The sequence below is a fragment of the Chryseobacterium sp. JJR-5R genome (assembly GCF_034047335.1).
Classification (GTDB): Bacteria; Bacteroidota; Bacteroidia; order Flavobacteriales; family Weeksellaceae; genus Chryseobacterium.
The window spans coordinates 4,176,158-4,188,519 of sequence record NZ_CP139137.1 but is presented as its reverse complement, the minus strand read 5'-3'; the positions used below and the strand labels follow the sequence as shown (position 1 = coordinate 4,188,519).

General features: G+C 40.7%; 14 protein-coding genes. 9 read left to right on the top strand and 5 right to left on the bottom strand.

Going from position 1 to position 12,362, the window contains the following annotated elements:
* Window positions 1-13: 13 nt before the first annotated feature.
* Window positions 14-757 (top strand): LytTR family DNA-binding domain-containing protein, encoded by a 744-nt coding sequence (locus SD427_RS18555; RefSeq protein ID WP_320559266.1) that lies wholly within the window; start codon window positions 14-16, stop codon window positions 755-757.
* 47 nt (window positions 758-804) lie between these two features.
* Here SD427_RS18555 and SD427_RS18550 read toward each other — a convergent pair whose 3' ends face one another.
* Window positions 805-1,701 carry a hypothetical protein gene (locus SD427_RS18550; RefSeq protein WP_320559265.1) on the bottom strand — a complete coding sequence of 299 codons (897 nt, stop codon included), beginning with the start codon at window positions 1,699-1,701 and terminating at the stop codon, window positions 805-807.
* Between the two features lie 118 nt (window positions 1,702-1,819).
* Here SD427_RS18550 and SD427_RS18545 point away from each other — a divergent pair, with 118 nt between their 5' ends.
* Together SD427_RS18545 and SD427_RS18540 are read left to right on the top strand one after the other, a co-directional pair.
* Window positions 1,820-2,566 carry a hypothetical protein gene (locus SD427_RS18545; RefSeq protein WP_320559264.1) on the top strand — a complete coding sequence of 249 codons (747 nt, stop codon included), beginning with the start codon at window positions 1,820-1,822 and terminating at the stop codon, window positions 2,564-2,566.
* A 218-nt stretch (window positions 2,567-2,784) separates the two neighbouring features.
* Window positions 2,785-2,928, top strand: a complete 144-nt coding sequence (locus SD427_RS18540) for a hypothetical protein (RefSeq protein WP_320559263.1) — start codon at window positions 2,785-2,787, stop codon at window positions 2,926-2,928.
* 56 nt (window positions 2,929-2,984) lie between these two features.
* On the opposite strand, the gene SD427_RS18535 is transcribed toward SD427_RS18540, so the two are convergent.
* A complete protein-coding gene (locus tag SD427_RS18535; protein WP_320559262.1) occupies window positions 2,985-3,740 on the bottom strand; it encodes a glucose 1-dehydrogenase in 756 nt (251 codons plus the stop codon).
* Window positions 3,741-3,844: 104 nt separating this feature from the next.
* On the opposite strand from SD427_RS18535, the gene SD427_RS18530 reads away from it, so the two are divergent.
* Window positions 3,845-4,198 (top strand): helix-turn-helix domain-containing protein, encoded by a 354-nt coding sequence (locus tag SD427_RS18530; RefSeq protein ID WP_320559261.1) that lies wholly within the window; start codon window positions 3,845-3,847, stop codon window positions 4,196-4,198.
* Between the two features lie 61 nt (window positions 4,199-4,259).
* Here the strand turns inward: SD427_RS18530 and mnmA are convergent, their stop codons facing one another.
* Window positions 4,260-5,447: a tRNA 2-thiouridine(34) synthase MnmA gene (gene mnmA / locus SD427_RS18525; protein WP_320559260.1), complete on the bottom strand. Its 1,188-nt coding sequence runs from the start codon at window positions 5,445-5,447 to the stop codon at window positions 4,260-4,262.
* 114 nt (window positions 5,448-5,561) lie between these two features.
* On the opposite strand from mnmA, the gene SD427_RS18520 reads away from it, so the two are divergent.
* Complete coding sequence (locus SD427_RS18520; RefSeq protein WP_320559259.1) at window positions 5,562-6,089, top strand: hypothetical protein; 528 nt, start codon at window positions 5,562-5,564, stop codon at window positions 6,087-6,089.
* Between the two features lie 95 nt (window positions 6,090-6,184).
* Here the strand turns inward: SD427_RS18520 and SD427_RS18515 are convergent, their stop codons facing one another.
* Window positions 6,185-8,716: an ATP-dependent Clp protease ATP-binding subunit gene (locus SD427_RS18515; protein WP_320559258.1), complete on the bottom strand. Its 2,532-nt coding sequence runs from the start codon at window positions 8,714-8,716 to the stop codon at window positions 6,185-6,187.
* Between the two features lie 152 nt (window positions 8,717-8,868).
* Between SD427_RS18515 and SD427_RS18510 the strand changes: the two genes are divergently transcribed.
* The 4 genes from SD427_RS18510 (at window position 8,869) to SD427_RS18495 (ending at window position 11,694) form a co-directional block, all read left to right on the top strand.
* Window positions 8,869-9,093, top strand: a complete 225-nt coding sequence (locus tag SD427_RS18510; protein ID WP_320559257.1) for a uroporphyrinogen decarboxylase — start codon at window positions 8,869-8,871, stop codon at window positions 9,091-9,093.
* Window positions 9,093-10,208 (top strand): glycosyltransferase, encoded by a 1,116-nt coding sequence (locus SD427_RS18505; RefSeq protein ID WP_320559256.1) that lies wholly within the window; start codon window positions 9,093-9,095, stop codon window positions 10,206-10,208. The genes SD427_RS18510 and SD427_RS18505 overlap by 1 nt, the downstream gene beginning before the upstream one ends.
* A 95-nt stretch (window positions 10,209-10,303) precedes the next feature.
* The gene (locus SD427_RS18500; protein WP_320559255.1) at window positions 10,304-10,723 is read left to right on the top strand and encodes a SufE family protein; all 420 of its coding nucleotides are present in this window, start codon (window positions 10,304-10,306) and stop codon (window positions 10,721-10,723) included.
* Between the two features lie 2 nt (window positions 10,724-10,725).
* Window positions 10,726-11,694, top strand: coding sequence for a glycosyltransferase family 9 protein (locus SD427_RS18495; RefSeq protein WP_320559254.1), 969 nt, complete (start codon window positions 10,726-10,728; stop codon window positions 11,692-11,694).
* Between the two features lie 187 nt (window positions 11,695-11,881).
* Here SD427_RS18495 and SD427_RS18490 read toward each other — a convergent pair whose 3' ends face one another.
* The gene (locus SD427_RS18490; RefSeq protein ID WP_320559253.1) at window positions 11,882-12,358 is read right to left on the bottom strand and encodes a DUF3592 domain-containing protein; all 477 of its coding nucleotides are present in this window, start codon (window positions 12,356-12,358) and stop codon (window positions 11,882-11,884) included.
* Between the last annotated feature and the right edge of the window lie 4 nt (window positions 12,359-12,362).

Genomic DNA, 12,362 nt, shown 5'->3' with positions numbered 1-12,362 from the left:
AAAAAGAAACCCAATGATCAAAACAGTCATTATAGAAGATGAAAAACCGGCTTCAAGGAAACTAGAGAGAATGCTTAATGAATTTCCTGAAATAGAAGTGGTTGCCAAAATAGAATCTGTAGAGGAAGGCGTCCGGTGGTTTTCTGAACATGAACATCCGCAGCTTATTTTTTCTGATATTGTTTTAGGGGACGGCTTATCATTCGATATATTTGAAAAAGTCCCTACCAAAGGCTTTATCATCTACACCACGGCTTTTGATCAATATACGCTGAAAGCGTTTAAACTAAACAGCATTGATTATCTTTTAAAACCGATCCTGGATGAAGACTTGTCCGGGGCTGTTGAAAAATTCAAATCCTTTCTCCCTTCAGATCATTCTGTCAACTCGCAGGAGATTAAGCAGCTGATTAAAACAGAAAAAAACACGCTTTCCAGGATTCTGGTTAAAATAGGATATAACCTGAAAATAGTCCAGACGCAGGAAATAAGCTGTTTTTTCAGTGAAAATAAAATTGTTTACCTGCAGACCCGGGAAAGGGCTTATCCGTCAGACTTTACTCTGGACGAGCTGGAAGAAGTGCTGGATGAAAAACAGTTTTTCAGGGTGAACCGGCAGTTTGTCATCAATTCCGGGTATATTAAGAATATCCACACTTCCCCCAATTATAAAGTGGAGATGGAGTTTCAGCCGCAGGAAGACATTACGGTAAGCCGGGACCGGGTAAAGGATTTTAAAGACTGGCTGGTGGGCTGATTGCAGATTCCGTCACATCATCATCCGATCTGAACATAAAAAATTAATTATCGGTAATCGATACGGTTAGACTCCGTGTCTTCAAGCTGCCTCACAATGGATTCAGGGATTTCTTCGCTGTCAATCGGGTAGCTGACAGAATCAGAAATAAATGTTTTCCGGTCTGCTTTCTGAAAAATTTCGAAAAGGGCAATCGGCTCATGGTTAAAACTTATACACGTACTTATAAAATGCAGTTCATGGAGCTTATGTTCCGGATTTTTCAGCTTTTCCTTGATGTCTTTTATTCTTGAAATAAAATGGCGCTGGCGGAGGAATGTATTGCTGTTCATAATGATGAATACATAATCTGAATAAGCAGTTACCTTACCGAAATATTTGTGGCGGTCGCCGCCGCTTCTTTCAATGAAATACTCACCGGAAGTTTCAGATTTGTAGATTTCCGTTGCCGAACGCCAGATCCGGTCTTCTTTCGCCTGTAACGGGTTTTCAGGCAGGTTCCTGTTATAAGAATACCAGCAGCCGACCAGCCTGTCAAGCAATTCTGTGTTCTGCTTCACATAAGCCATATCAATTCTCAGATCATTAAAATTAAACGCTTCCGTATTGGAATTGATAAATTCGATATAATTTGAATATCCTAATACCTTAACAATCAGGCTTAATTTGGCCAGATTCGGTTTGCTTACGACCATTTGGTTGTTCTGCTGGTATTTCTTCAGTTTATTGATAATAAGATGTTCATACAGGTAGTTCAGGCCCAGCAGATCAGGCTTCTTCTTAATGTGTTTCCCTTTATTTTCACTGATGATCAGTTCATTAAGTTCTGAAACAATATAAGACCATTCGGTTTTTGAAACATGTTCCCAATGGTTTTTCTTTAAATAATTCCGGCTTAAAAAATTCATTAATTTTTCCAGATGCAGAATATCTTCTTTATTCATCAATATATCAATTTCTATAAGACTAATTTAAGATTTTTTTAAAACTAAAAAAGACTATAGTGAGACTTTTATATTTTTATTTCCATGCAAATTTGAGTAAACCTTAAAAGTTGAAACAATGGAAACAAAAATCGTTATACAGGACAAAAACCTTTGGAACAGGATCAGCGGGTTCTCACTGGATGCTCCCGGTGCAGAAATTACTTTCTCAAAGAAATTGGCACTGGAGGAAAACTGGACGGATAGCTTTACCGGAAAAGCCGTTGAAGAGTATAAAAAGTTTGTTTATCTCTGCTGTATTGTACCTGGCGGAGCCTCTCCAAGCCGGGTAATTGATAAAGTCTGGCATATGCACCTGATCTATACCCGGAGTTACTGGGAAGAATTCTGCCCGGATATCCTGCAGCAGAAATTGCATCATCAACCTTCCCTTGGAGGTTCCAATGAAAAAGCAAAACATGAAGCCTGGTTTTCTGAAACATTAAAAAATTACGAGGAAATTTTTCAGCAGAAAGCTCCGGAAGACATCTGGGCAGACAAAAAGGAAAAGATGAAATATAGAAGATCAGGGTTAAAAAGCTCTAAAATTGTTTTATTACTGTCAGTGATTTTTATGCTGAGTTCCTGTTCAGATGTTGTATATAGTATATCAGCACTGTTCATTATCATCCCCGTACTATTTATCGCCGGTGCTTTCCTCAACAGAAATAATAACCCTAAAGACCGGAACAACAATGGGGAAGGAAGCAGCTGCGGGAATGGGGGAGACGGAGGAAGTTGTCATGGCAGCTCATCAGGTTGCAGCAGTTCATGCGGAAACAGCTGTGGCAGCGGATGCGGCGGTTGTGGAGGAGGAGGCGATTAACTGAAAGTTCAGAAATAATGAAAAAAATCTTCATTCACACAATTCCTTTCTTGCTAAGTTTTATCTGGCTTACAGCAGTTCATCATACTGTTGATCCGATTTCTTTAAAAGGGTCTCATTTCCTCAGGTTCTATTTACTATTGGTATCAGGATTTTATATTTTGGTTTTCAGTTTAAAATTATTCAGAGAAAAGATTTCAAAAACAACTTTTTATTTTATGTTTTCAATTTTTGCTTTGGGAATTGTAAAACTGATAAAAGGAATTGTACTGGGGAAACCTGTCGGGTTTTTAATTATGATTTTAATAATAGAATCTATTGTAATCATAATCTTAAACCTGAACCTGAACGTTAAGAAATAAGGCATCCTGTATTTTTAAAACAACCCGAAACAGAATGCTTCGGGCTTATGTAAAAACTATAGGCCGTAAATTCCGCCGGACACGGAAATTTTCTCTCCGTTGATCCATCCGGCATCATCGGAAGCAAGAAAAACGGCTGCTTTGGCAATATCTTCCGGCTGGCCTGTACGCCCGAGCGGTGTATTGGCGACCAATTTAGCTTCAAACTCACTGCCGATAAAGCCTGCGCTGTGTGAGCCTTCCGTTTCCACAACACCCGGCAAAATAGAATTGATACGGATATTCCTGCCTGCAAATTCCTTGGACAAAGCAATAGTAATGGTGTCCAATGCGGCTTTTGTTGCCGAATAAACCGATCCCGTAGGCAGCGGCGTATTGCTTGCTCCAGAACTGATATTGATAATATTTCCACCCTTTTCGCCAAACAGTTTTACAGCAGACTGAATCGCAAAGACAGAACCTAATACATTGATGCTGAACTGCTGGTTAAATGTTTCTGCACTTACCTCTTCAACAGGCTGGTAATTATAGATTCCGGCATTATTTACCAAAATATCCAGTGTTCCGAAGGTGTTTTTTGCCTCATCAAATAATTTTATTACGTCTGTCTGTATTGAAACATCGGCCTGTACAGCAACTGCTGTTCCGCCATTGTCCGTAATGGCTTTTACTACTTTTTCCGCATCTGTTTTACTTGAAGCATAATTCACGATAACTTTCGCGCCTTCTGCTGCAAAATATTTTGCTATTGATGCACCTATCCCTTTGGAAGCTCCCGTAACTAATGCTACTTTATTTTCTAATTTTTTCATTGTTTCTATGGTTTAAACTTAGAGGCAAAATTAGTATAATGAAATTTATTTTGGTAACTTTGTAACAAAAAGTAACAGTAACCTCTAAGTAACAATGTAACCTTATGGCATGTCAACCTCTTGAAAAGGAACGGCACAGAAAGGAAATGATGGCCGTTCAGGATTCTATGGACGTGTTGAACGGAAAGTGGAAAATATCTATCATTACCTCTATCTGCTATTATAATAAAAGGCGATTTTCTGATATTCTGAATGATGTTGCCGGGATTTCCAATAAAATGCTGAGCAAAGAATTGAAAGAACTGGAAATTAATAAACTGATAAAAAGAACGGTTTTGGATATACACCCTGTGACAGTACACTATGAACTTACGAAGCATGGAGCAACTCTGAAGACGATCATCAATAACCTGACAGACTGGGGAATTGCGCACAGAAAAGAGATTATCGGGAAATAGTTGCAGTTACTGGATGAACTACATAAAAAAAGACCTTTAAATAAGGTCTTTCAATTTATATTTACGAAATAACTCCGCTTCCTATTAATTCGTCATCAATATACCACGCCGCAAACTGTCCTTCCGCAATAGCAGACTGCACTTCTTCAAATTCTACATAAAAGGCATCTTCAAACTGGTATACCGTTGCTTTCTGCAAAGACTGCCTGTATCTGAACCTTGCCATTACTTCCATGGATTCGCCGTTTTTTAATCTTAAATCTCCACGTACCCAATGGAGTTCAGCATTATCGATTTTAAGTGCTTTCTTCAGCAGCCCCGGGAACTGGTGGCCTTCACCTACAAAAATAATGTTGTTTTCCATGTCTCTGGAGATAATAAAACAGCTTTCCTTATGTCCTCCGATTCCCAGCCCTTTGCTTTGTCCGATGGTAAAAAATTGAGCTCCCTGGTGCTTTCCGATAACTTTTCCGTCGGGTTTTTTATAATCGATTTTCCGGCTTAAAAATTTCAGTTCTTCCTGTTTTGAAGAAAATTCAGGGACTGCCTGAGAAAATAAGGGCGAATCTTTGAAAATTTCCACAATTTCACCTTCTTTCGGGATCAGCTGCTGCTGTAAAAACTGAGGCAAGCTTACTTTCCCGATAAAACACAATCCCTGGGAATCTTTTTTATCTGCGGTTACCAATCCGATTTCCCTGGCAATCTCCCTTACTTCAGGTTTCGTCAGTTCCCCGATCGGAAACAATGCTTTAGACAATTGATCCTGAGATAACTGGCATAAAAAATAAGACTGGTCTTTGTTGTTGTCTTTTCCGGCTAACAAATGAAAAATTTCCTTTCCGTTCTCATCAACTGTTGAATTTACTCTTGCATAATGTCCGGTAGCTACCTTATCCGCTCCCAGAGACATCGCTGTTTTCATAAAAACGTCAAATTTTACTTCCCTGTTGCACAGAATATCAGGATTCGGGGTTCTTCCTTTCTGGTATTCATCGAACATATAATCAACAATTCTTTCCTTGTACAGCTCACTCATATCGATCACCTGAAAAGGGATCCCTAATTTCTGGGCGACCATCAGCGCATCATTGCTATCCTCGATCCACGGACATTCATCTTCCAGTGTTACCGAAGCGTCGTTCCAGTTTCTCATAAATAAAGCCACTACTTCATGGCCCTGCTGTTGCAGCAGATATGCTGTAACACTGGAGTCTACACCTCCGGATAATCCTACTACTACTTTCATTGTATTTCAATTTTACGAAACTCTTAACGGGAGTTCTTAGTTTGACGCCGCAAAAATACAATTAAAAATATTCGTAAAAAAAGCATAATTTTAAGCATCGATAAAAACAATGCTATGAAAAGACTGATAATTCCTTTATTTTTTCTTATTTCCGGGTCTGTATTTTCCCAGATGGAAGCAGATTCATTATCCGGAAACCGTAACCGCTGGACTTATGGCGGCGGGATTGGTGTGGGGTTAGGAAGCCAGAGTACTTTTTATTTATCAGCTTCGCCGAGGGTCGGGTACAGGCTCACAGATGATCTTGAAGGCGGAGTGACAGGAAGTATTTCCTGGCAGACTTCAGATTTCTACCGCTCTACCATGCTCGGTATCGGGCCTTTTATCAATTATTATATCGCCGATATGTTTTACCTGGGTGCCAATTACCAGCATTATTTTATCAATTACAGGGATAAGTTCTACGATTACAAAATGAACAACCAAGAAGATGCATTGTATCTTGGCGGCGGTTATATGCAGCGGATCGGCAGCAATTCTTTTATACAGATCGGTCTGATGTACAATGTGCTCTGGAAGGAAAATTCAAGCATATTCTCTACAGGACTGGTCCCGAATATCGGTTTTGTAGTTGGGCTTTGAAATCCTTTATTTTAGATTCAGTTTATACCTGATCTTAATAAAAAAGCACCGGAAATTTCCGGTGCTTTCTATTTGTATTGAGTTGTTCTTTAAAATTAAGAAGACTTTTCAGCTGCAGATTTCTTCGGCTTTGAAGTTTTTCCGGTCAGAGCATCTTTTGCCTCATTGACATCAAGAATTACAGTCTCACCTTCGTTTAGCTGTTTGTTCACCAACATTTCGGCCAACAGGTCTTCGATGTATTTCTGGATTGCCCTTTTCAGTGGTCTTGCCCCGAAATCTTTGTCCCATCCTTTTTCAGAAATAAATTCTCTTGCTTCATCGGTAAGGTCCACTTTATAGTTTAACTTTTCAAGTCTACTGTACAGCTTGTTAAGTTCCAGGTCGATGATTTTCTTGATATCTTCTTTTTCAAGAGAATTAAAGATCACGATATCATCTATTCTGTTTAAGAACTCAGGTGAGAACGCTTTTTTAAGTGCGTTTTCAATCGTGCTCCTCGCTCTGGAATCCGTGCCTGTTTTCTTGGCAGCCGTCCCGAATCCTACACCGTCCCCGAAATCTTTAAGATCCCTTGTTCCGATGTTTGAAGTCAGGATAATAATGGTATTCCTGAAGTCGATTTTTCTTCCAAGACTGTCTGTCACGTGGCCTTCATCCAGGATCTGCAGTAAGATATTGAATACATCAGGATGGGCCTTTTCAATCTCATCCAAAAGAACCACAGCATAAGGTTTTCTTCTTACCGCTTCTGTCAGCTGTCCGCCTTCTTCATAACCAACGTATCCCGGAGGCGCACCCACCAATCTTGAAACGGCAAATTTCTCCATGTATTCACTCATATCGATCCTGATCAGTGATTCATCAGATTCAAAAAGCTCCCTTGCCATTACTTTTGCCAGCTCGGTCTTACCGACACCGGTTGTCCCCAAGAAAATAAATGTACCGATCGGACGATTCGGGTCTTTTAACCCGGCTCTGTTTCTCTGGATGGCTTTTACTACCTTCTTCACAGCATCTTCCTGACCGATTACTTTTCCGTTCAGGTGATTATCCATTCCGGCTAACTTATCCAGCTCATTTTTACCTACTTTGGTTACAGGAACACCGCTCATCATCGAAACCACTTCGGCGACGTTTTCTTCCGTTACAGTCTCTTTCTTCTCTTTTACATCCTTATCCCATTTGTCCTGGGCAGAATTCAGCTCCATCTGAAGCCTTTCTTCTTCATCTTTCAGTTTTCTTGCTTCAAGATAGTCCTGCGCTTTTACTGCTTTCTGTTTCAGTTCTTTGATTTCCTCGATTTTGGTTTCAAAATCAATAATTTCAGTCGGAACCTTCATGTTTTTAATATACACTCGGGATCCGGCTTCGTCCATGGCATCAATGGCCTTGTCCGGAAGGAAACGGTCTGTGATATATCTTGACGTAAGGTTGACACACGCCAGAATGGCTTCAGGAGTATAAATCACATTATGATGCTCTTCATACTTATCCTTGATCTGATTCAGGATCTGAATGGTTTCGTCAATAGAGGTAGGTTCCACCATCACCTTCTGGAATCTTCTTTCCAGAGCGCCGTCCTTCTCAATGTACTGGCGGTATTCATCCAGCGTGGTAGCTCCGATGCATTGGATTTCTCCTCTTGCCAAAGCCGGTTTGAACATATTGGATGCATCTAAGCTTCCTGTAGAACTTCCTGCGCCCACAATGGTATGAAGCTCGTCAATAAATAAGATGACATCCCTGTTTTTTTCCAGTTCCGTCATAATAGCCTTCATTCTTTCTTCAAACTGGCCGCGGTACTTGGTTCCGGCTACCAAACTTGCCAGGTCCAATGTGATCACACGCTTTCCATAAAGAACCCGTGATACTTTTTTCTGCTGGATCCTTAAAGCCAGCCCTTCCGCAATTGCAGATTTACCCACGCCCGGCTCCCCGATAAGAAGCGGATTGTTTTTCTTTCTGCGGGATAAAATCTGGGAAACCCTTTCAATTTCTTTTTCACGGCCGATTACAGGATCCAATTTTCCGTCTCGTGCCAAAGAAGTTAGGTCTCTCCCGAAATTATCCAGGGTAGGAGTTTTGCTTTTGGAACCGCCCAGATTTCCTGTAGGCTTCCTCATCTGCTCAAAATCCTCTCTTTCATCATCGTCATCATAGGCACTCATTTGCGGTGCCTGTCCGGAATTTTTCAGCATCGTCTGGTATTCCTTTGAAACGCCTTCATAATCAATATCATAAGCGCCCAGTACATTAGAAGTAGGATCTTCATATTTATACAGGATGCCTAAAAGCAGGTGAACCGTATTGATTTCATTGCTTTTATACTGCCTGCATTCCAGCTCCGCACGTTTAATGGCATGGTCTGCCATCTTCGTAAAAGAGATATTGGTTACTTCTTCAGAAATAGGATTAAGACTTGATGTATTTAGAGTTTCAATTTTTCTTCTGATCTGTGTTAAATCCGCATTAAGGTTCTGAAGGATTTCTTTTGCAGAGTTTTCTGTTTTTATAATACCTAAAAGTAGATGTTCTGTATTAAGAAATTCACTATTCAGCCTCTTCGCTTCGCTTTTGCTTTGTTTGAACACCTGGCTCAAACCTTGTGAAAACTTATAATCCATAATGTATCTCATTAGAATAAAGGCAACATTGCCGTTTATCCATTATCTAAATTACAAATATTTTACCAAAAACCAATAAATGACTTTATGGCAGAAAAAATTTTATTATCTTGCTGAAAATGATTAAGTTTGTGACTTTCTAAACTTTTCTCATGAATTCCGAAACTGCTGCCTATATAGGATATTCCGCATCACTTTTTATTGTACTGAGTTTCATACTGAAGGATATAAGAAAAATAAGAATCGTCAATATGGTCGGCTGTATATGCTTTGTGGTTTACGGTATTTTCAGCGGGCTGCTGTGGCCGGTTATCATCCCGAATGCGCTGATTTGTTTTATACAGGTTTATCATCTTTTATCAGACCGGAATAAGTAATGCCGCGAAAAAAAATCATTGCTTCTGCATTCAGCAACTTATATACGGATCAGCGTATAGAAAAGGTCTGCCATACCTTGTATGAAAACGGGTATGAAATTGAACTTATCGGAAATGACTGGAACGGGGCAGAAGACATGTCCCGGCCTTATCCTTTTTCAAGGATCCGTTTAATCTCCAAAAGCTTGAAAACTGCTTATTTTGAATTCAACTGGAAACTGTACCGCCAGCTAAAGAAAAAAGCCGATAAAAATACCATTCTCCATGCGAATGACCTGGATGCGCTGCTTCCGAACTATCTTATCGCTAAAAAATTAAATATACCGCTTGTGTTTGACAGCCATGAGATATTTTCAGAAATGCCGGCGGTTCAGGGCAAAATGTCACAAAAATTGTGGAGGTACCTTGAAAAATCTGTCATTCCTGATATCAAACTGATGATGACGGCAAGTGCAAGCTACGCGGCCTGGTTTAAAAACAAGTATGGGATTAATGCCGCTGTTGTCCAGAATGCGCCGAAGAAAATAAATAATATTCCGGATATTCCGGAAAACCATCCGAAAATACTCCTGTACCAGGGAGTCATCAATCCGTTCCGCGGTATCGACAAAGCTATTCTGGCTATGCATCATCTGGAGGGGATAATTTTTCAAATTGCAGGCGACGGCCCGAAGAAAAAAGAATATGAAGAACTGGTGATCCATGAAAACCTTCAGAATAAAGTCCGGTTTTTAGGGAAGCTGCTGCCATGTGATTTAAGAAAAGTAACATTAAGGGCTGATTGCGGAATGAGTATCGAGGAAAACGGCGGAGAAAGCTATTATTATTCTTTACCCAATAAAGTGTTGGACTGTATTCAGGCGCGTGTTCCGCTGATCCTTTCCGGCCTTCCTGAAATGCAAAATATCAAGCAGCAGTTCGATATAGGCGAAATCATTATGGATCACCGGCCTGAACATATTGCACAATCTGTTAAGGCCGTTATCAGTAAAGGCAGGAAAAATTATCAGTCTGAGCTTGAAAAAGCAGCCCATGTCCTGTGCTGGGAAAATGAGGAGATTAAACTCCTGCAGGTTTTCGAAAGCGCATCAGGCCCACTGAATATAAAGCGCTGAGATGAGCGGGCGGCCTTATTATTATATCTGGCTGCATCCTATTGCTTCATGCCTAAAGCATAATTTAGTATCTTTGCCTAAAGAAATCAATTAAAATGACCATTAAAGAAAAACAGCAGGAAATCATCGACGAATTTGCGTTTCTCGAAGACTGGGAACAGAAATATGAATATATTATTGATCTCGGAAAAGAGCTTAAGGGGCTTCCTGGTGACAGAAAAAGTGATGACAACCTGATTAAAGGCTGCCAAAGCAAAGTATGGATCGATGCAGAGTTCAAAGAAGGGAAACTGTTTTTCGATGCGGATTCTGACGGTATTTTACCGAAAGGGATTGTTTCCCTGCTGGTAAGCATCTACAGCGGCCATTCCACCCAGGAAATTTTGGATTCTGATTTTGAGTTCATCTCTAAAATCGGATTGCAGGAATTTCTTTCCCCTTCCAGAGCCAACGGACTGATGGCGATGACCAAACAGATTAAATTTTACGCAGTAGCCTATCAGTTGAAATCATAGTTGTGACCAGAATCTTAGCATACCGTTTTTCTGCATTTGGCGATGTTGCCATGACCGTGCCTGTGTTCCGGGAGTTTCTGGAGCAGAATCCCGAAGTGGAAATTGTTATGGTTTCCCGGAAAAATTTCGGGAGCCTGTTTGACGGAGTTCCGAACGTTATATTCAAAGGAATCAGCCTGGATGAATACAAAGGTTTTTTCGGCCTGAGAAAACTGGCCAATGAATTAATTAACGAATTCCATCCTGATCTGATTGCCAACCTCCATGATGTGATCAGAACAAAGATTTTAGATAAAATCTACCGCCGCAGAGGACTGAAGGTTTTTAAAATCAATAAAGGAAAAGAAGAAAAGGAGCAGCTCACTGATATCTGGAACCTGAACAAAAAGCAGTTAAGAAGAACGGTAGAGCGCTATGCTGATGTTTTCAGGGAAATGGGATTCAAGGTAGAACTTTCACATCAGTTAAGACCGGCAGCAACCCATAAGTCCGGTATTGGTTTTGCACCTTTCGCACAGCACCGAGGGAAAATGCTCCCGCTGGAAAAATCTTATGAGCTGGTGAGGGTTTTATCTCAGAAGAGTACGGTTTATTTCTTCGGCGGCGGCGAAAAGGAAACCGAAGTCCTGCAAAGATGGGAAAAGGAAATTCCCAATACCTTCAGCCTTGCAGGTAAGCTGAGCCTGACCGAAGAGCTTAATAAGATTGCCCAGTTGGAACTGATGATCTCCATGGATTCTGCAAATATGCACCTGGCCAGCCTGGTGGGGACAAGGTGTGTCTCTGTCTGGGCGCAGACCCATCCGTATGCCGGGTTTTTAGGTTTCGGGCAAAGCGGGAATGATATCGTGCAGGTTAAGGATCTTACCTGCAGGCCGTGTTCTGTTTTCGGGGACAGGGAATGTTTCCGCGGCGACTGGGCCTGTCTGGAAGAGCTTACTATTCAGAAGGTAATTGAGAAAATCAAATGAATGACAGGTTATTGATTGATTCTTTTTAACCCGATCCTGTTTTTTTCCAGGATCCCTTATTTTTTTAAACGTCTGTGATTTCAGAATTGCTCGTGCTGTACAGATCTAAAACTGATCTTTTCTGAAAGGAAGAATGTTCCCAGACATAGAAAACCGGTCTTGCTGTAAAACCTTTATAAAACTCATATTATCCTTTGGGCTTCTTTAGCCCTTTTATCATGGCTTTTGCAAGATAAAGGGCGATGGATAATCCCATTAGTGAAAAACAAAGTATCAGGAAAGGCCAGAAAAAAAGGCTCATAAAGCCGCCTCTTACCGCTCTTGCCGGTTTAACGGGATCATAATACACGGTTGCCTCATCATTACTTTCCCGGCTGCTGCTGCTGTAATCCGTTTCAATTTCCCTGACGGTACCCGTATGATCAGTATATTGGATTACCGGAGTATACATTTTTGTGGAATTTCCTTTATTGTTGGTAGTGTAGCTTCCGCTGTACGCGATAATCTTTCCTTCCGTCCGGCTGCCGGTAAATACAAACAGGAAGTTTTTCCCCAGTTTTCCTGCACTGTAAAATATACCACCGCCTCCAAGCGTAAGGAGGATCAATGTAAATGAAATGAAAAAGAGGCTGACTGTAATATCCGGGATTCTGCTGTTGCTCACTGAT

What these genes read in the sequence shown, in the direction of transcription:
- SD427_RS18500 (WP_320559255.1), top strand. Translation starts at nt 10,304, where the DNA reads ATGACCATTAAAGAAAAACAGCAGGAAATCATCGACGAATTTGCGTTT.
- SD427_RS18555 (WP_320559266.1), top strand. Translation starts at nt 14, where the DNA reads ATGATCAAAACAGTCATTATAGAAGATGAAAAACCGGCTTCAAGGAAA.
- SD427_RS18520 (WP_320559259.1), top strand. Translation starts at nt 5,562, where the DNA reads ATGAAAAGACTGATAATTCCTTTATTTTTTCTTATTTCCGGGTCTGTA.
- SD427_RS18550 (WP_320559265.1), bottom strand. Translation starts at nt 1,701, where the DNA reads ATGAATAAAGAAGATATTCTGCATCTGGAAAAATTAATGAATTTTTTA.
- SD427_RS18515 (WP_320559258.1), bottom strand. Translation starts at nt 8,716, where the DNA reads ATGGATTATAAGTTTTCACAAGGTTTGAGCCAGGTGTTCAAACAAAGC.
- SD427_RS18540 (WP_320559263.1), top strand. Translation starts at nt 2,785, where the DNA reads ATGTTTTCAATTTTTGCTTTGGGAATTGTAAAACTGATAAAAGGAATT.
- SD427_RS18535 (WP_320559262.1), bottom strand. Translation starts at nt 3,740, where the DNA reads ATGAAAAAATTAGAAAATAAAGTAGCATTAGTTACGGGAGCTTCCAAA.
- SD427_RS18510 (WP_320559257.1), top strand. Translation starts at nt 8,869, where the DNA reads ATGAATTCCGAAACTGCTGCCTATATAGGATATTCCGCATCACTTTTT.
- SD427_RS18530 (WP_320559261.1), top strand. Translation starts at nt 3,845, where the DNA reads ATGGCATGTCAACCTCTTGAAAAGGAACGGCACAGAAAGGAAATGATG.
- SD427_RS18545 (WP_320559264.1), top strand. Translation starts at nt 1,820, where the DNA reads ATGGAAACAAAAATCGTTATACAGGACAAAAACCTTTGGAACAGGATC.
- mnmA (WP_320559260.1), bottom strand. Translation starts at nt 5,447, where the DNA reads ATGAAAGTAGTAGTAGGATTATCCGGAGGTGTAGACTCCAGTGTTACA.
- SD427_RS18505 (WP_320559256.1), top strand. Translation starts at nt 9,093, where the DNA reads ATGCCGCGAAAAAAAATCATTGCTTCTGCATTCAGCAACTTATATACG.